This window comes from Kribbella monticola (assembly GCF_003261635.1).
Classification (GTDB): Bacteria; Actinomycetota; Actinomycetes; order Propionibacteriales; family Kribbellaceae; genus Kribbella; species Kribbella monticola.
In genome coordinates, this window is record NZ_QFXK01000033.1 from 369,122 (window position 1) to 384,247 (window position 15,126).

The 15,126-nt window shown below is 67.8% G+C and carries 17 protein-coding genes; 10 read left to right on the forward strand and 7 right to left on the reverse strand.

The window, feature by feature from the left end:
• Positions 1 to 55 precede the first annotated feature (55 nt).
• The 4 genes from DIZ26_RS24410 to DIZ26_RS24425 all read left to right on the forward strand — a co-directional run bounded on the left by DIZ26_RS24410 (position 56) and on the right by DIZ26_RS24425 (position 3,082).
• Positions 56 to 832, forward strand: a complete 777-nt coding sequence (locus tag DIZ26_RS24410) for a CbtA family protein (RefSeq protein ID WP_112245328.1) — start codon at positions 56 to 58, stop codon at positions 830 to 832.
• On the forward strand, positions 829 to 1,383 hold the full coding sequence (locus DIZ26_RS24415; RefSeq protein ID WP_112245330.1) for a histidine phosphatase family protein: 555 nt from the start codon (positions 829 to 831) through the stop codon (positions 1,381 to 1,383). Before DIZ26_RS24410 ends, DIZ26_RS24415 begins: the two co-directional genes overlap by 4 nt.
• A gap of 77 nt (positions 1,384 to 1,460) precedes the next feature.
• Positions 1,461 to 2,708 (forward strand): alpha/beta hydrolase, encoded by a 1,248-nt coding sequence (locus DIZ26_RS24420; RefSeq protein WP_112245332.1) that lies wholly within the window; start codon positions 1,461 to 1,463, stop codon positions 2,706 to 2,708.
• Positions 2,705 to 3,082, forward strand: coding sequence for a hypothetical protein (locus DIZ26_RS24425; protein ID WP_112245334.1), 378 nt, complete (start codon positions 2,705 to 2,707; stop codon positions 3,080 to 3,082). Before DIZ26_RS24420 ends, DIZ26_RS24425 begins: the two co-directional genes overlap by 4 nt.
• Positions 3,083 to 3,143: 61 nt before the next feature.
• On the opposite strand, the gene DIZ26_RS24430 is transcribed toward DIZ26_RS24425, so the two are convergent.
• Genes DIZ26_RS24430 through DIZ26_RS24445 form a run of 4 tightly spaced genes read right to left on the reverse strand, consistent with a single transcriptional unit; the run spans position 3,144 to position 5,817 of the window.
• A complete protein-coding gene (locus DIZ26_RS24430) occupies positions 3,144 to 3,521 on the reverse strand; it encodes a VOC family protein (RefSeq protein ID WP_112245336.1) in 378 nt (125 codons plus the stop codon).
• 21 nt (positions 3,522 to 3,542) lie between these two features.
• On the reverse strand, positions 3,543 to 4,217 hold the full coding sequence (locus DIZ26_RS24435) for a class I SAM-dependent methyltransferase (RefSeq protein WP_232828566.1): 675 nt from the start codon (positions 4,215 to 4,217) through the stop codon (positions 3,543 to 3,545).
• A 34-nt stretch (positions 4,218 to 4,251) separates the two neighbouring features.
• Positions 4,252 to 5,100 carry a fumarylacetoacetate hydrolase family protein gene (locus DIZ26_RS24440; RefSeq protein ID WP_112245340.1) on the reverse strand — a complete coding sequence of 283 codons (849 nt, stop codon included), beginning with the start codon at positions 5,098 to 5,100 and terminating at the stop codon, positions 4,252 to 4,254.
• Positions 5,101 to 5,121: 21 nt separating this feature from the next.
• Positions 5,122 to 5,817: a GntR family transcriptional regulator gene (locus DIZ26_RS24445; protein ID WP_112245342.1), complete on the reverse strand. Its 696-nt coding sequence runs from the start codon at positions 5,815 to 5,817 to the stop codon at positions 5,122 to 5,124.
• A 141-nt stretch (positions 5,818 to 5,958) separates the two neighbouring features.
• Between DIZ26_RS24445 and DIZ26_RS24450 the strand changes: the two genes are divergently transcribed.
• The 6 genes from DIZ26_RS24450 to DIZ26_RS24475 are packed head-to-tail and all read left to right on the forward strand — an operon-like array spanning position 5,959 to position 12,628.
• Positions 5,959 to 7,053: a sugar ABC transporter substrate-binding protein gene (locus tag DIZ26_RS24450; protein WP_112245344.1), complete on the forward strand. Its 1,095-nt coding sequence runs from the start codon at positions 5,959 to 5,961 to the stop codon at positions 7,051 to 7,053.
• Positions 7,054 to 7,073: 20 nt separating this feature from the next.
• A complete protein-coding gene (locus DIZ26_RS24455) occupies positions 7,074 to 8,186 on the forward strand; it encodes a mandelate racemase/muconate lactonizing enzyme family protein (protein ID WP_112245346.1) in 1,113 nt (370 codons plus the stop codon).
• Positions 8,183 to 9,268 (forward strand): ABC transporter permease, encoded by a 1,086-nt coding sequence (locus DIZ26_RS24460; protein ID WP_198676256.1) that lies wholly within the window; start codon positions 8,183 to 8,185, stop codon positions 9,266 to 9,268. Before DIZ26_RS24455 ends, DIZ26_RS24460 begins: the two co-directional genes overlap by 4 nt.
• Positions 9,265 to 10,272 (forward strand): ABC transporter permease, encoded by a 1,008-nt coding sequence (locus DIZ26_RS24465; protein WP_112245348.1) that lies wholly within the window; start codon positions 9,265 to 9,267, stop codon positions 10,270 to 10,272. The genes DIZ26_RS24460 and DIZ26_RS24465 overlap by 4 nt, the downstream gene beginning before the upstream one ends.
• Positions 10,269 to 11,783 carry a sugar ABC transporter ATP-binding protein gene (locus tag DIZ26_RS24470; RefSeq protein WP_112245350.1) on the forward strand — a complete coding sequence of 505 codons (1,515 nt, stop codon included), beginning with the start codon at positions 10,269 to 10,271 and terminating at the stop codon, positions 11,781 to 11,783. Before DIZ26_RS24465 ends, DIZ26_RS24470 begins: the two co-directional genes overlap by 4 nt.
• Positions 11,780 to 12,628, forward strand: coding sequence for an amidohydrolase family protein (locus DIZ26_RS24475; RefSeq protein ID WP_112245352.1), 849 nt, complete (start codon positions 11,780 to 11,782; stop codon positions 12,626 to 12,628). The genes DIZ26_RS24470 and DIZ26_RS24475 overlap by 4 nt, the downstream gene beginning before the upstream one ends.
• A 79-nt stretch (positions 12,629 to 12,707) precedes the next feature.
• On the opposite strand, the gene DIZ26_RS24480 is transcribed toward DIZ26_RS24475, so the two are convergent.
• The 3 genes from DIZ26_RS24480 to DIZ26_RS24490 all read right to left on the reverse strand — a co-directional run bounded on the left by DIZ26_RS24480 (position 12,708) and on the right by DIZ26_RS24490 (position 15,069).
• Entirely contained in the window at positions 12,708 to 13,346 is a 639-nt protein-coding gene (locus tag DIZ26_RS24480; protein WP_112245354.1) for a hypothetical protein, read from the reverse strand.
• A gap of 165 nt (positions 13,347 to 13,511) precedes the next feature.
• A complete protein-coding gene (locus DIZ26_RS24485) occupies positions 13,512 to 14,567 on the reverse strand; it encodes a DNA polymerase IV (protein WP_112245356.1) in 1,056 nt (351 codons plus the stop codon).
• Between the two features lie 40 nt (positions 14,568 to 14,607).
• Positions 14,608 to 15,069, reverse strand: a complete 462-nt coding sequence (locus DIZ26_RS24490) for a GNAT family N-acetyltransferase (RefSeq protein ID WP_112245358.1) — start codon at positions 15,067 to 15,069, stop codon at positions 14,608 to 14,610.
• Positions 15,070 to 15,126 lie beyond the last annotated feature (57 nt).

A 15,126-nucleotide genomic window follows, 5' to 3' on the forward strand; every position in this document is an offset into this window, starting at 1 on the left:
TCACTTCTCACCACACCTCGGTCCTGACCAGGGCCTTCGGAAAGACAGGTCTGCCATGCGCACCTTCGGATCTCTGCTGGTGCGCGGACTGATCGTCGGACTCTTCGCCGGCCTGCTGGCCGGAACCTTCGCCTTCGTCACGGGCGAGCCGCGGATCGACTCCGCGATCGCGATCGAAGAGGCCAACGCGTCCGCGCACTCCCACGACGCCGGCTCCGGCTCGGGCCACCACGAGCACGCGGCCGAGGAAGAACCCCTCGTCAGCCGTGACGGACAGCGCTTCGGCCTCTTCCTCGCCGCGTCCCTGTACGGCGTGGCGCTGGGCGGCATCTTCGCCGTCGGCTTCACCCTGCTCCGCCGTCGGCTGCGGACCAGCAGCGACTCGTACGCCGCCCTCGGGCTGGCCGCCGCGGGGTACGCCGGCATCGTCCTCGTGCCGTTCTTCAAGTACCCGCCGAATCCACCGGCGGTCGGCGATCCCGACACGATCACCCAGCGAACGGTGACCTACCTGCTCACGCTGGTGATCGGGCTGCTCGCGGTCTGGGCCGGCGTCGCGGCGTCCCGCTGGGTGCAGCGGTTCGGCGACCTGCCGTGGATCCGGTTGGCCGGTGGCGGCGCCGCCTTGGTGTTGACTGTCGTCGTGGCCTATCTGATCCTGCCGAAGATCAACGAGGTGCCTGACACCTTCCCGGCGACGCTGCTGTGGCAGTTCCGGCTCGCCTCCCTCGGAACCCAGACGGTCCTGTGGACGCTGCTCGGCATCGGGTTCGCCGCGGCGATCGACCGCCGTACGCCGGTGGCCGCTGCGCCGAAGGTGGTTGCCGCTTGACCGCGCTGACCCTGGTCGCCCACGCGCTCACCCCGGCGTTGCGAGGACTAGTCCTCGGTGGCCCGGCCGAGCCGGACGCGACGAGCCTCGCAGCGGCTCGCGAGTTGAAGCTGGACGCGGACGAGGCGTACGCCGGACCGGAACCCGCTGCGGTGAAGACCGCGGAAGCGTTCGGCCTGACCGCGCGGATCGAGCCGGCACTCCGCGATCGCGAGTACGGCGACTGGTCCGGGCGGAGTCTGGAAGAGCTGCTGTCGGCGGAGCCCCAGCAAGTCGCCGGCTGGCTTGAACACCCGCACACCGCCCCGCCCGGCGGTGAGAGCGCCAACGACGTGCTCACGCGGGTCGCCGACTGGTTGGGCGACCTGGCGGGAGCTGGAGCCGACGACCGCCGGAATGTGGTCGCGGTGGTGCACCCGGCCGTCGTACGGGCTGCTGTGCTGTATGTGCTCGACGCGCCGGTGGAATCGCTCCGGCACGTCGACGTGCGGCCGCTCTCGGTGATCCGGTTGTCCGCTCACGGCGGGTCATGGTCACTCGTCTTCGGATAATCAGGACTTCCCGTCAGGGACTTCCGATGTCAGACTGCGGGGACCCTAGGGTCACCGGATGCTGACGGGGAGTCGCGATGGCGGACGAGTTCGAGCTGCTGGTCCGGCGGGTGCAGGAGCTGCCCGCCGAAGTAGCGGCGTACGAGGTGCGTTCGTACTTCGATTCGCTCGCGCCCGGCGATGCTTCGCGACTCGCGGAGACGCGGCCGGACGAGGTCGGCTCGCTCGACGGGGCGCCGGCTGCGCTTCGGTACCGCGCGAACCATCTGCGGCTGGTCGACGCTCGCGATCGGCTGCGAGACGCTGGTCCTCTCGCGGAGCATGAGCGGAAGCGGCTGGAGACCCTCGACGAGCTGTTGACACCGGTGGCGCACGCCGAGGTAGATGCCTCGGGCAAGGTTGTCGAAGTGCTCCGGGATCGGCAGTTCCTCTCACTTCAGCCGGAAGGGCAGGGGCGGGCGGTCGAGGTGCTGGGGGAGCTCGATCGGGCGCGCAACGTCGCCGTACTGGTTCCCGGGATGGGGAACAGCCTGGAAACGCTGCGTGGGCAGGTGGATCGGGCCGATCTGATCCGGCACGAGGCCGGACCCGGGACGGCCGCGGTGCTGTGGCTCGACTACGACTCGCCGCAAGGGCTGCGGGAGGCGGCGAGCAAGCGGGCGGCGATCCAGGCCGGACCGGCCCTGCGGCGGTTCATGGCCGGGCTGGAGACGGAGAGGTTGCCAGAGGCAAGTGTCACGCTGGTCGGGCACAGCTACGGAAGCGATGTGGTCGGCCAGGGGATGTTGCAAGGCGTCCGGGTGGATCGGGTCGTGCTCACCGGCAGCCCGGGAATCACCAAATTCGTCAACCAGGCTTCGGATTTCGTGCCACCTCCGACCAGACTGTACGTCGAACGCGCGCCCGGCGACTACGTGTCCTACAGCGAGTGGCACGGGCCGGACCCGGCCACCTTCCCGGATGCGATCCGGATGGCGACGAACGACGAGACGGTCTCGGTGCACTGGCACAACGAGTACTACCGGCAGAACAGCGAGGCGTTACGCAACATCGGCCGCGTCGTGCGCGGCGACCTCGCACACATCACCACCACCGACACCACGCGCGCGCATGAGTCCAAGCTCGCGCTCGGCATCTCCTGGGCCGACCCGTTGAACAACGCGGCCGCAGTCGCCAGCAAGGTGTATGACGGAGTCGTGTCCCTCACCAAACGCAACCACACCTCAGCCGCTGGGGTCGCGACAGACGGCAGCCGCCCGAGCCCGGTCGTTCGGGGGACGGCTGTTCCTGGGGCTGGGCGGCGGAGTGAAGGGCAGGGGCGATGACGCTGACGGAAGCGCGCGAGGTGCTCCGGACGGAGTTGCTGGCGGTGGCGGCAGCCGTCGTACCGGGGCAGACTCCGGTCGTCACTCACGACCCCGGGCCCGTCAATCCCGGTGCGCTCTTCGACGGGCGAGGCCCCGCGACCATCTGCTCGATCACCGTCGAGACAGGCGAGCCGACCGCTCAACCGGATCCCGACGCTGCCGTCTCCGCGGCTGCGGCCGCCCTCGCCGACCGAGGCTGGACGACCTCGGTCGCAACAGAAGACGGCCACCATCGCGTCTCGGCCTCTCGGGACGGCTACGCGATCGCCGTCCACGCCTGGCCCACCGACTGGCGGATCACCTTCACCGGCGACACCCCAGCCATCGGCTAGCGCAAACCGCGAGGCAGCCCGCGGTGGGCCGCGCGCTCGCGACCACCCGCGAGCGGCGGGGCTAGCTGGTCGCGGCGCGTTCGGCGGCGCTGCGGAGGACGCAGAACTCGTGCTCTTCCGGGTCGAGCATGACGACGAAACCGGTGCCGTCCGGATTGCGGTGGTCGTGGGCGATGGTGGCGCCGAGGGCGAGCAGACGCTCGACCTCCTCGTCGCGCGGCACGTCGGGTTCGAGGTCGAGGTGGACGCGGTTCTTCGCGGCCTTGGTGTCGTTGTTCTGCTCGAACAGCAGCGTGACCGAGTCCGTCACGACCGCGGCGTACGGGTCGCCGGGGTTGTCGTCGTCGGGCCGGTCGACGCCGAACACTTCGAGCCAGAATCCGGCCAGCTGGTAAGGATCGCGGGCATCGAACGTGACAGTGCGTACTTTGGAGGTCATTCGCCGAGCTTCCTGTAGGGATCAGCTTTCCGCCACCGAATTGTCCGGTTTGACGAAGAACAGGCAGGCACCGGGGCGTTCGGCGTCCAAACCGGTGTGGAAGCTGGAGTGGACCGTGAAGCCGGCCGCGGTGCCGACGGCGGAGAGCTCCTCCGGCGTACGGCGGTAGACGTTCAGCGACATCGGGTGGCCGCCGTAGCCCGAGGTCTTGTGCGTGCTTCCGGTGCCGACGTGGAAGCCGACGAGCAGTTGGCCCCCTGGGCGCAGCACGCGACAGAACTCGGCGAAAGCCGTCGTCAGAGCGTCCGCCGGGAGATGGACCGTGGACCACCAGGAGACGATGCCGGCCAGCTCGCCGTCCGGGAGGTCCAGCGCTGTCATCGAGCCGACCTCGAAGCGCAAGCCGGGAAAGTCCCGGCGAGCGGTCTCGATCATGCCCGGCGAAAGGTCGATGCCGAAGGCGGACACTCCGAGCGACTGCAGTAGCGCGGTCACCCGCCCCGGCCCGCAGCCGACGTCGAGCACCTCACCGTCCGCGCCGACCAGTGAGCCGAAGTACGTCAGGAGCGGGACCTCCGACGGACCGCCGCTGACGACCAGTTTCGCGTAGTCGGCAGCGACGGTGTCGTAGGAGACCCGGACGGCATCCATGTACGTGTCGTCCGGAGCTGCGGTGTTGCCGAAGGAGATAGTCACCCGGCCGAGGCTAGAGCCCGGCTAGGACACTTTTCTAAGCCTTGCCGAGAGCCTGCTTCTGCTTGCCGAGGCCGTCGATCTCGCACTCGACGACGTCGCCCGGCGAGAGGTACGGGAACCGGCCCGACAAGGCGACACCTTCCGGCGTACCGGTGTTGAGCAGGTCGCCCGGATCCAGCGTCATGTACTGCGACAGGTCGCGGATCAGCGCTGCGACCGAGAAGATCATGTCGCGGGTGTTCGAGTCCTGCCGGACCTCACCGTTGACCCAGGACCTCAGCCCGAGGTTGAACGGGTCCACCTCGTCAGCCGGGACCAACGAAGGGCCGAGCGGGTTGAAGGTCTCGCAGCACTTGCCCTTCGACCACTGGCCGCCGGACACCTCGAGCTGGAAGGCGCGCTCCGACACGTCGTTGGAGACCGTGTAGCCCGCGATGCAGGCGAGTGCCTCCTCGTCGGTCTCGACGTAACGGGCGGTCTTGCCGATCACGACCGCGAGCTCGACCTCCCAGTCCGTCTTGGTGCTGCCACGCGGAACCAGTACCTCGTCGTACGGGCCGACGACCGTGTTCGGGTGCTTGAAGAAGACGATCGGGTTGGCCGGTGGTTCGGAGCCCGATTCGGCGGCGTGGGCCGCGTAGTTCTGGCCGATGCAGACGACCGCGGCCGGCCTGGCGATCGGGGCGCCGATCCGCAGGCCGTCGACGGAGGCCGGCGTCAGCGAGCCGTCGGCGAGTGCCGCCCGGACGCGGGCGATGCCGTCCGAGGCGAGGAACGCGCCGTCGATGTCGGCGGTGACGGAGCTCAGGTCGTAGACGGTGCCATCGGCGTCGCGCACGTACGGGCGCTCCTCACCGACCGCGCCGAGGCGCAGCAGTTCCACAGACTTCTCCCTAGGGAATCTTCACTCTTTGTCGAACACGGGACGCAGGCGCGCCCGTGAGGCTTCGATGTGCGACCGCATCGCCGCGGCTGCTTCCTCCGGCTCGCCTTTGCGGACCGCCGCCACGACCGTCTTGTGCTCGCGCAACGCCTTGGTGGCGATCCCGCCGCCGTAGTACAGGCGGAACAGGTGCAGGTGGCAGTGGGTGCGCGCGAAGGACTGCCGGGCGGTGTCGTTGCCGGACAATTCCAGTACGAGGTCGTGGAAGCGCTGGTCGTGGGCGGCCATCGCCTTGTAGCTGTCGTAGTCGGGACGGTCCGGTACGTCGGTGTAGCTGAGCATCTCGTTCTTCAGGCGGGCGAGGTCCTCGGCGCCGGCCCGCTCGGCGGCGCGGGCCGCTGCCCATGGCTCGATGTGCAGCCGGTACTCGAAGAGGTCCTCGAACTCCGCCCGGGTCAGCCGGGAGGAGACCCGGTACCCGCGCAGTGGCTCCTTGATCACCAGGCCGTCGGACTCCAGCCGGGCCAGCGACTCCCTGATCGGAGTCTGCGAGATGCCCAGCTCCCGGGTCAGCGCGTCGATGTTCAGCCGGGTCCCCGGCTCGACGACGCTGTCCATGATCAGGCCCTTGACCGTCTCGTAGACGTCGTCACTCAGCACCTGGCGTTGGGGCAGGCGGCTGAGCTGTCCCGCCAGACCCGCATGAGCATCTGTCACAGTCACTCCTCCCGAAGCCCCATCATGCCGGTTCCCACCGTCGGTGTCGCAGTCGTTACCGCGGCAGGTCTTGACGCGCACCAGTGTGAACCGGCAGCATCACGTAAGCAATATCCTATAGGATCCTTGAGGAGCCAGTCCATGAACGTCCCGTCGCTCTACCGTAGGACAGCCGCCGGGCTGGTCATCGTTGCACTCGCCGCCACCGGATGCAGCACCAAGAGCTCGAGCGACAACTCCGGCGGAACCACCGGCAACGACGCCTCGACCGGTACGTCGAGTGGTCCGGTCACGCTCAAGGACGGCTCCAAGGTGAAGCTGGCGCTGATCCCAGGTGGGGCGCACCCCTACTTCCAGCCGTGGAAGGCGACCGCCGAGCAGGACAAGACCGAGTTCAAGCTGGCCGACGCCACCTTCAACGAGACCGGCGAGTGGGACCAGGGCAAGCAGAACAACGTGATCAACTCGCTCGCGGCGCAGGGGTACAACGCGTTCGGCATCTTCGGCGTGTCGCCGACCGACATCAACTCGACCTTCGAGGACCTGAAGTCCAAGGGGTTCGTGGTCGGCTCGCTGGCGTCCTGCCCGGCCGGCGACACCGACTCGGCCGACTTCTGCCTGTCCACGGACGTCGAGGCGGCGGCGTACAAGGCGGCCAAGGCGGCCATCGACGCGATGGGCGGCGAGGGCGCGCTGGTGCACCTGACCGGCAACAATGTCGACTCCAACACCCAGCGCCGGATCGCCGGCGTCCGCAAGGCGATCGCCGAGACGAACGGCAAGGTCACCGAACTGTCGGTGATCACCGACATCGACACGGACCTGCAGACCGCGCAGAAGGCAGTCGCCGACCTGCTCGCCTCCAAGGGCAAGGAGATCAAGGGGATCGTCACCACGGCGTACAACCCGGCGGTCGCCGCCGCCGACGGGGTCGCCACCAGCAAGCTGCCGATCAAGGTGGTCGCGATCGACGACGACGCCAAGATCCTGTCGGCGATCAAGAGCGGCGGAGTGGCCGCGACGGTGACCCAGAACCCGGTCGGCCAGGCGTACGTCGGTGGCTGGCTGCTCGCCCTGCTCGGCTCGAAGCAGTGCACGATGAAGACGCCCGGCGTGACCGTCGATTCCGGTTCCTTCATCGTCACCAAGGCCAACGTGGACACCTACGACAACGAGCGGAAGGCGAAGACGGTCGAACTGCAGAAGGAATTCGCGAGCAAGCTCAGCTGCCAGTAATCCGACCGTCCCTGCTTGCTATGAACGGACCGATCAGCTTGCCCAAGACAACCATCACCCGCGCCGAGGCTTTCCTGGTGGACCTCGAGGTGGAGACTGTCCGGACCGATGCGGTCCAGGCGTTCCTCAAGCAGGAAACGGTTTTCGTCGAACTGGAGACCACCGAGGGCCTGACCGGACTCGGCTACTCGTACACGATCGGGACCGGCGGCAGTGCAGTACTGGCGATGTTGCGCGATCACCTGCTGCCGCGCCTGGTGGGTGCGGACGCCCGCAACATCGAGGGGATCTGGTTCGACCTGTTCGCATCCACTCGGGCGACCACGGTCGGCGCCATCACCTCGCTGGCGCTGGCCGCGGTCGACACGGCCTTGTGGGACCTGCGGTGCCTGCGAGCCGATGAACCCCTGTGGCGGCTGGCCGGTGGCTATCGCCGGAACGTGCCCCTCTACGACACCGAGGGCGGTTGGTTGCATCTGACAACGGATCAGCTGGTGGCCGGAGCGCTCGCGTCGCAGAAGGCCGGCTGGCCGGGCGTGAAGCTGAAGGTCGGCAAGCCGCGCGTACACGAGGACGTCGAGCGACTGACCGCCGTACGGGATGCCGTCGGGTCTTCGCTGGACATCATGGTCGACGCCAATCAGTCGATGACGTACGCCGAGGCCAAGCGCCGGGCGCGTGCTTTCGAACCGATCGATCTGACCTGGTTCGAGGAGCCGCTGCCGGCCGACGATCTGACCGGGCATGTCCGGCTGGCCGAGTCGACGTCGATCCCGATCGCGGTCGGCGAGTCGCTGTACTCGATCTCGCAGTTCCGCGAGTACGTCGCGTCGGGTGCCGCCGGGATCGTCCAGGTCGACGTGGCCCGGGTCGGCGGGATCACCCCGTGGCTGAAAGTCGCTCACCTGGCCGAGACCTTCAACCTCCAGGTCTGCCCGCACTTCCTGATGGAACTCCACGTCAGCCTGACCGCCGCAGTACCGAACGGCCGGTACGTCGAGCACATCCCGCAGTTGCGCGCGATCACCCGGACCGAGATGGAGATCGCCGACGGGCATGCGGTCGCGCCGGACGAGCCGGGCCTCGGCATCGACTGGGACCGCGATGCCATCGACGACCGGCGGGTCTCATGAGCGCGCCCGTCTCCGAGACCGCCACCGCGGCGCTGCAGGAGCCGGACGCCCCGATCGAGGCACCGCAGGGCGGCCGGACGCCCTGGTGGGCAAACCAGCGGATCGGCCTGCTGATCCTGGTCGTCGCTCTGTCCGCCCTCTTCGGCGTACTGCGACCAGCCTTCTTCAACCAACAGCTGGTCGTCTTCCCGCTGTTGCGTGACATCGCGATGTTCACCGTCGTCGGGCTGGCTCAGCTGTGTGTGCTGTCGATCGGCCACATGAATCTCGCGGTCGGCCGGATGGCCGCCTTCTCGATGATGATCACCGGCATCTCGTACGACCTGTGGCACTTCAGCCTGTACGCCGGGTTGCTGGTCGGCCTCGTCGCCGGGGCGGCGATCGGTGCGCTCGCGGGCTGGGTGATCGCGCGGACCGGCGTGAACTCGTTCGTCGTCACGCTCGCCCTGGACTTCCTGCTGCTCGGCCTGATCCCGCTGGTCTACACGGCCTTGACCGACAACGCGGCCTTTGTGACGAAGCCTCCTGGCATGCGGGAACTGCGCAACTACTCGCTGGGTGATGTCTGCATCGGCAACCTCTGTGGCTCGCCGGCCGTGCCGCAACTGACCCTGTTCGCGGTGATCGCGATGGCCGTGGTCGGCTGGATCTACAGCCGGACCAAGCTCGGCCGCGAACTGTTGATGACGGGGACATCGGTGAAGGCCGCCGAGCTGTCCGGTATTCCTACCGCCCGCCGCGTGATCACAGCGCACGCGATGTCCGGCTGCCTGGCCGCGCTGGCCGGTTTCATGCTGGCCGTCAGCACCGGCTCGATCAAGGCGACCATCGGCGAGGAGTTCATGCTGCCCTCGTTCCTCGGGCCGATCCTGGGCGGCACCTTGCTGGCCGGCGGATTCATCTCGGTCTGGGGCACCCTGCTCGGGGCCGCGCTCAGCTCGGTGATTCGCAAGGGCCTCGATCTGCTCGGCGTCGGGCTGGAGAGCCTGAACATCTACCTGGGCCTGATCCTCCTCGTCGCGTTGTCCACCGATCGGATCCGAACAGTGCTGTCCGACCGGCAGGGGGTGCGAAAACGATGAAGAGGTTCGCTGTGCGGTTCGCCCGCACGACCGAGATGACTCTGCTGGCGATCTGCGTGGTGTTCTTCGTCGGGCTGGTGATCGCCTCCGGCGGTGACCTGCTCGCTGCGAATTCGCTGCGAGTGCTGTTGCAGTTCCTGGCCGTGCCGGTCCTGATCGGGTTGGCTCAGATGGTGGTTCTGGCGGTGGGACAACTCAACCTGGCCGTCGGCGCGATCGGTGGAGTCGCCGCGGTCTCGATGGGCGTGCTGATGGCCGAGCACGGAGTACCTGTTGTCGTGGCACTGTTGATCGGCTTCCTGCTGGCCACGGTCACCGGGCTGGTGAACGGGCTGCTCGTCGTACTGACCCGGATCAACGGCTTCATCGTCACGCTCGCGACGATGACAGTCCTGCTTGGCGTTCAGTACCGCGTGGTCGGCACCCGCACGGTCGACGACTATCCGCAGAGTGTGAAGAGCTTCGGCTCGCACGCCGTGTTCGGGGTGCTGCCGCTGATCTTCCTGGTCGCTCTGGTGGTCGCGGCTCTGCTCGCGGTGATGCTCCGGCGTACGGTGCCGGGTCGGCAGTTGCTCGCATCGGGCGGGAATCCCATCGCTGCAAGGCTTTCCGGGATCTCGAACGACCGGTCCGTGATCATCGCGCACACCCTGTCCGGCGCGATCCTCGGTGTGGCGGCGATCCTGACGGTCGCGTCCTCGCCGGGAGTCAACAAGAGCATCGGTGGCGACTGGTTGCTGCCGAGCTTCGCTGCGCCGATCATCGGTGGGGCGTTGCTCACTGGTGGATCTGCCGTCGTGCTCGGCACCGTCCTGGCCGCTTTCATCGTGCGCTTCGTCGACACGGCCCGCGCCGAGTTCTCGCTCGAGCCGAGCTGGGTGAACTTCGTGGTCGGCGCTGTGGTGCTCGGATCGGTGGTGCTCGGGCAACTGCGGAGCCGCCGGCAGGAACGCCGTACGGTCGTGAAAGCGCCCGACGCGGCGGTTGCCGGAGGTGTGTTATGACGCTGTTCCTGGCGGACAAGGTCGACAAGCTGTTCCCCGGCGTACGCGCGCTCGATGGGGTGACGCTGAAGCTCGAAGCCGGGTCGGTGCACGCCCTGCTCGGTGAGAACGGCGCTGGGAAGTCCACGCTGATCAAGGTGATCACCGGGTTGTACAAGCCGGATGGTGGGCGCCTGGTCCTCGACGGTTCGGAGGTGCAGTTCGGGTCGCCGCACGAGTCGGCTTCGGCCGGGATCGGCGTGGTGCACCAGGAGCGGAACCTGATCCCCGGGTTCACGGTCGGCGAGAACATCCTGTTGCAGAAGCTGCCGACCTCGCGCGGCCTGGTCGATCGGAGCGCCATTCGTACCGAGGCGGCGCGCTGGCTGGCCGAACTGGATCTCGATCTCGACCCGGATCAGCCGGTGACCGAACTGTCGGTCGCGCAGGCACAACTGGTCGAGATCGCGAAGGCGCTCTCGGTGGAGAGCCGGGTGCTGTTGCTGGACGAGCCGACCGCCTCGATCACGCCGAACGAGGCCGAGCGGCTGTTCCGGGTGGTGGCGAAGCTGAAGAACGACGGCCGCGCGGTGCTCTTCGTCAGCCACAAGCTCGAAGAGGTCTTCCAGATCTGCGACACCGTGACGGTACTGCGCGACGGCGCCTCGGTGCTCGAGTCCGGTCCACTGGGGGACCTGACTCGCGACCAGGTCGTCGACCTGATGGTCGGGCGCGTGCACGAGGCGCTCGCGCTGCCGCCGCGTACGGTTCCCGCGGCCGACCCGTTGCTGGAGTTGTCCGGTGTCGGTACTGCGACCGGCCACGCGGACGTGGATCTCAGCGTCCGGCCGGGAGAGATCGTCGGGCTCTACGGGCTCGTCGGTGCTGGTCGGAGCGAGCTCGCCAAGGCGTTGCTCGGACTGGACCGGATCACGGCCGGTGAGGTTCGGGTGCGCGGGCAGGCGGTGCGGATCCGGAATGTGCGCGACGCCCTGCGCAACCACAAGATCGGCTACGTCACGGAGAACCGCAAGGAAGAGGGCGTCTTCCTGGAACAGTCGGTCAGCCGCAACATCGCGGTGACCGTCTGGGACCGGCTACGGAAGGCTCTCGGCTATGTGCCGGCGAAGGCCGAAGCGGCGATGGTCGCGGAGTACGTCGAACAGCTCGGCATCCGGATCGCCTCGCCTGCCCAGCTGGCCGGCACGTTGTCCGGCGGGAACCAGCAGAAGGTGTCGCTGGCGAAGTGGCTGGCGGCGAAGACGGAGATCCTGATCATCGACGAGCCGACCGTCGGCATCGACGTACGGACCAAGGACGCCTTCCATACGCTGATCTGGGATCTGGCGGCGAACGGCCTGGCGATCCTGCTGATCACGTCGGATCTGCCGGAGATGATCACCCTGGCCGACCGGGTCGTGGTGATGCGGGATCATCGCGTCCAGGGTGAAGTGCTGAACGACCACGACTACGACACGATGAGCCAACGGGTGATCCGGCTCATCCACGCAGAAGGGACCACCGCGGCATGAGCGTGACCGGGCGGGTTGACGCGCATCACCACCTGTGGGATCTCACGGTTCGTGAGCAGGCCTGGATGGTGGGGCCGGAGCTGGAGCCGATCCGGCGGAACTTCACGGTCGACGAGCTGGCGCCGTTGACGGCTGCGGCGGGAGTGTCGGCCACTGTGGTGGTGCAGACGGTCAGCGTGCCGGCGGAGACGCCGGAGTTGCTTTCGATTGCTGATGGCAACGATCTGATCGCGGGCGTGGTCGGCTGGGTCGATCTCACCGCGGCTGGGGTCGCGGACGCACTGGCCGGGTTGCAGGAACGCGCGAACGGCTCCTGGCTGAAGGGGATCCGGCACCAGGTCCACGACGAGGCAGATCCACGGTGGCTCTGCCGGGACGACGTACGCGCCGGCTTGAAGGCGGTTGCCGAGGCCGGCCTGGTTTACGACCTGCTGACCAAGACGCCCCACCTCCCGGCTGCGGTCGAGACAGCGGCCGCCTTGCCCGAGCTGACGTTCGTCCTCGACCACATCTCGAAGCCGGTCATCGGTGCCGATCCTGAGCCCTGGGCAACAGAACTGCGATCGCTCGCCGCCCTCCCGAATGTCTTCTGCAAACTCTCCGGCATGGTCACCGAAGCTTCCTGGACCGACTGGAAGGTCTCAGACCTCAAGCCGTACGCCGACATCGTGTTCGACGCGTTCGGCCCCGACCGAGTCATGTTCGGCTCCGACTGGCCGGTCTGCCTCCTGGCAGCGTCCTACTCCGAGGTGGTCGAGACCGCCGAATCCCTCACCGCCGACCTGACCCCCGCAGAGCAGACCGCCATCTTCACCAACACAGCCCGCCGTACCTACAAGCTCTAGCCACAAGCCCCCCGTACCGCGACCTCCCCCAAGTCGCGGCCCCCCGACCTGTGACCGAGCTGTAGATCCCCCGGCTCAGCTACGGCAGGCGGACGTAGTCGCGGGTGGCTGTGTTGACGATCCCCTCGAGGCCGGCACGGTCCTGCGCGCGGCCGCCGGCGCTCATCTCGATGTCGGCGGTGCCGGCGCCGAACGCGTCGGTGAAGCGCTCGACCACCAGGCGGGTGCTGCTGCCGTCGGTGTAGGAGTAGACCAGCGTCGTGTAGTGGAACACGACGCCCTCGAAGGACGGGTTCGTGGCCTTCATGCTGCCGTTCGTCTGGGAGATCAGCTTGTAGCCCTTGACCCCCCGCAGCGCCGCCTTCTTGCTCGCGACGGCGGCCGGCAACGAACGTTCGCCCGAGACCACACCGTTGACGCGCAGGTTCCACAGCTTGTTCGTGCTGGTGAACTTCGCCTCGAACGTCGACAGCTTCACCATGTTCCAGCCCTTCGGCGCCAAGATGACGACGCCGAGCTCGGTCTTCGGATCACCCCAGGACTGGTGGACGTACTTCACCTGCGCCGGCGTGAGTGCCGGAACAGCAGCCTGGGCCTGAGCGACAGTCTTGGTAGCGGTGTTTCCGGTGCTGGCGACGGCTGCGGTGGCGAGGCCGCCACCGGCCAGTACTGCGACAGCGGCGGCGAGGCCGGCGGTGCGGCCGAGGTCGAGCTTCATGGTGTTCCCCCTGCGGAATCTTCGGCAACCCTCTTGGTTGCGAAAGCTTGGATGCCTTGCCCGCAACGAAAGTTCGACAAATTCCGGCAGCAACTTTCCGGTCGCGCCCGGCGTCAGATGCTCTTCCGAACCCGGCAAGGTCGTTGCCCGAAGCAACGCAAGCCGTCAGGCTCGGGTGAACTCCACGCGCACCCCGAGGAGACGGACCGGGCGGCGGAACTCGAACTTCGCCAGTACGTCGAGCGCTGCCGCGGCGACCACCTCGGGGTCCTGGGTGCTCTCCTTGAGCTTGCGGCTCTTGATCGGCGTGTAGAACGAGATGAAGCGGACCTTCACGTGCACCCGCTGGACCGACCGCCCCTCGGCGACCACCTCGCGGGTCAACGCCAGCGTCATCTCGCGCACCTTGTCCGCGATCTCGACCGGATCCGAGAGATCCGACGGATAGGTCACCTCATGACTGCGCGACACCGGCTCACGCGGTACGTCGGTCACCTCGGTGTCGCCCAGACCCCGCCCGAGCGCGAGATACCACGAACCCATCTTCGGCCCGAACCGCTTCCGCAGTACGTCGGCATCGGCGGCCGCCAACTCGGCCACCGTATGCAACCCGAGCTCGGCGAGATTCGCCGACATCCGGCTCCCGATTCCCCACAGCTCACGCACCGGGCGGTGGTTCATCACGTCGGCCCAGTTCTCCGCGGTCAACCGGAAGAGCGCGACGTCGTCGAGCGCCGGCGGCCCGTCCGGTTTCGCGAACCCGGTCGCCAGCTTCGCGCGAACCTTGTTGTCACCGATCCCGATCGAGCAGGTCAGCCCGGTCCTCGCCAGCACCGCCGCACGCAACTTCGAGGCGAGCTGCTCGGGATCGTCGACGGACGCACCGACGAAACACTCGTCCCAGCCCCACACCTCGACCACCACCGGGAACTCCCGCAGCGTGTCCATCACCTCGGCCGACGCCGCGTCGTACGCCGCGGGATCTGTCGGCAGGAACACCGCCTGCGGGCACTTCCGCGCAGCCGCCTTCAACGGCATCCCCGAATGCACGCCGAACGCACGAGCCTCGTACGACGCCGTCGCGACCACCTGCCGCGCCTGACTCGGATCGCCCGAGCCGCCGACCACCACCGGCAGCCCGCGGAGCTCCGGCCGGCGGCGTACTTCGACCGCGGCGATGAACTGGTCCATGTCCACGTGCAGGACCCACCAGCGGCTCATACCTCAGAGGTACCACAGCCGCCCGACAGGTCTCGGGACGTCAGAGCACCTTGCGCATCTGCTGCGAGACCACGACGTACCCGAGTGAGTCGTACAGGGAGATCGCCGTGGCGTTGTCGCCGAAGACGTTGAGGTCCAGCCGGTCGAACCCGCGGCTGCGGCACTCCTCCTCGCCGGCCAGCATGATCGCGCGACCGTACCCGTGCCCGCGCTGGTCCTCGCGCACCTCGATGTCGTAGATGAACGGGACCGGCTTGCGGGCGTGGATCCACAGGTCGCCGACCACGGTGCCGTCATCGGCGTAGGCCGACCAGAGCAGATGACCCTCGGTCGCCAGTCCGTCGGGCAGCAACTGCCGCAGTTCCTTGTGCGACTGTTCGAGCGCCTGCTCGGGGGTCAGCGCCCGCGCGGGCCCGATCGCGGCCGCGTAGCCGACGCCGATGCGCTCTTTCCAGCTCTCGAACTCTGCCTCGGTCATCGGCCGCAAGGTGACGGTGCTCATCGGGCGACGATAACCGCAGGGATGGTTCAGATGGAGGTTTCGTTGCAGTCGGATCGC

What these genes read in the sequence shown, in the direction of transcription:
- DIZ26_RS24410 (WP_112245328.1), top strand. Translation starts at nt 56, where the DNA reads ATGCGCACCTTCGGATCTCTGCTGGTGCGCGGACTGATCGTCGGACTC.
- DIZ26_RS24420 (WP_112245332.1), top strand. Translation starts at nt 1,461, where the DNA reads ATGGCGGACGAGTTCGAGCTGCTGGTCCGGCGGGTGCAGGAGCTGCCC.
- DIZ26_RS24425 (WP_112245334.1), top strand. Translation starts at nt 2,705, where the DNA reads ATGACGCTGACGGAAGCGCGCGAGGTGCTCCGGACGGAGTTGCTGGCG.
- DIZ26_RS24430 (WP_112245336.1), bottom strand. Translation starts at nt 3,521, where the DNA reads ATGACCTCCAAAGTACGCACTGTCACGTTCGATGCCCGCGATCCTTAC.
- DIZ26_RS24450 (WP_112245344.1), top strand. Translation starts at nt 5,959, where the DNA reads ATGAACGTCCCGTCGCTCTACCGTAGGACAGCCGCCGGGCTGGTCATC.
- DIZ26_RS24455 (WP_112245346.1), top strand. Translation starts at nt 7,074, where the DNA reads ATGAACGGACCGATCAGCTTGCCCAAGACAACCATCACCCGCGCCGAG.
- DIZ26_RS24460 (WP_198676256.1), top strand. Translation starts at nt 8,183, where the DNA reads ATGAGCGCGCCCGTCTCCGAGACCGCCACCGCGGCGCTGCAGGAGCCG.
- DIZ26_RS24465 (WP_112245348.1), top strand. Translation starts at nt 9,265, where the DNA reads ATGAAGAGGTTCGCTGTGCGGTTCGCCCGCACGACCGAGATGACTCTG.
- DIZ26_RS24470 (WP_112245350.1), top strand. Translation starts at nt 10,269, where the DNA reads ATGACGCTGTTCCTGGCGGACAAGGTCGACAAGCTGTTCCCCGGCGTA.
- DIZ26_RS24475 (WP_112245352.1), top strand. Translation starts at nt 11,780, where the DNA reads ATGAGCGTGACCGGGCGGGTTGACGCGCATCACCACCTGTGGGATCTC.
- DIZ26_RS24480 (WP_112245354.1), bottom strand. Translation starts at nt 13,346, where the DNA reads ATGAAGCTCGACCTCGGCCGCACCGCCGGCCTCGCCGCCGCTGTCGCA.
- DIZ26_RS24485 (WP_112245356.1), bottom strand. Translation starts at nt 14,567, where the DNA reads ATGAGCCGCTGGTGGGTCCTGCACGTGGACATGGACCAGTTCATCGCC.
- DIZ26_RS24490 (WP_112245358.1), bottom strand. Translation starts at nt 15,069, where the DNA reads ATGAGCACCGTCACCTTGCGGCCGATGACCGAGGCAGAGTTCGAGAGC.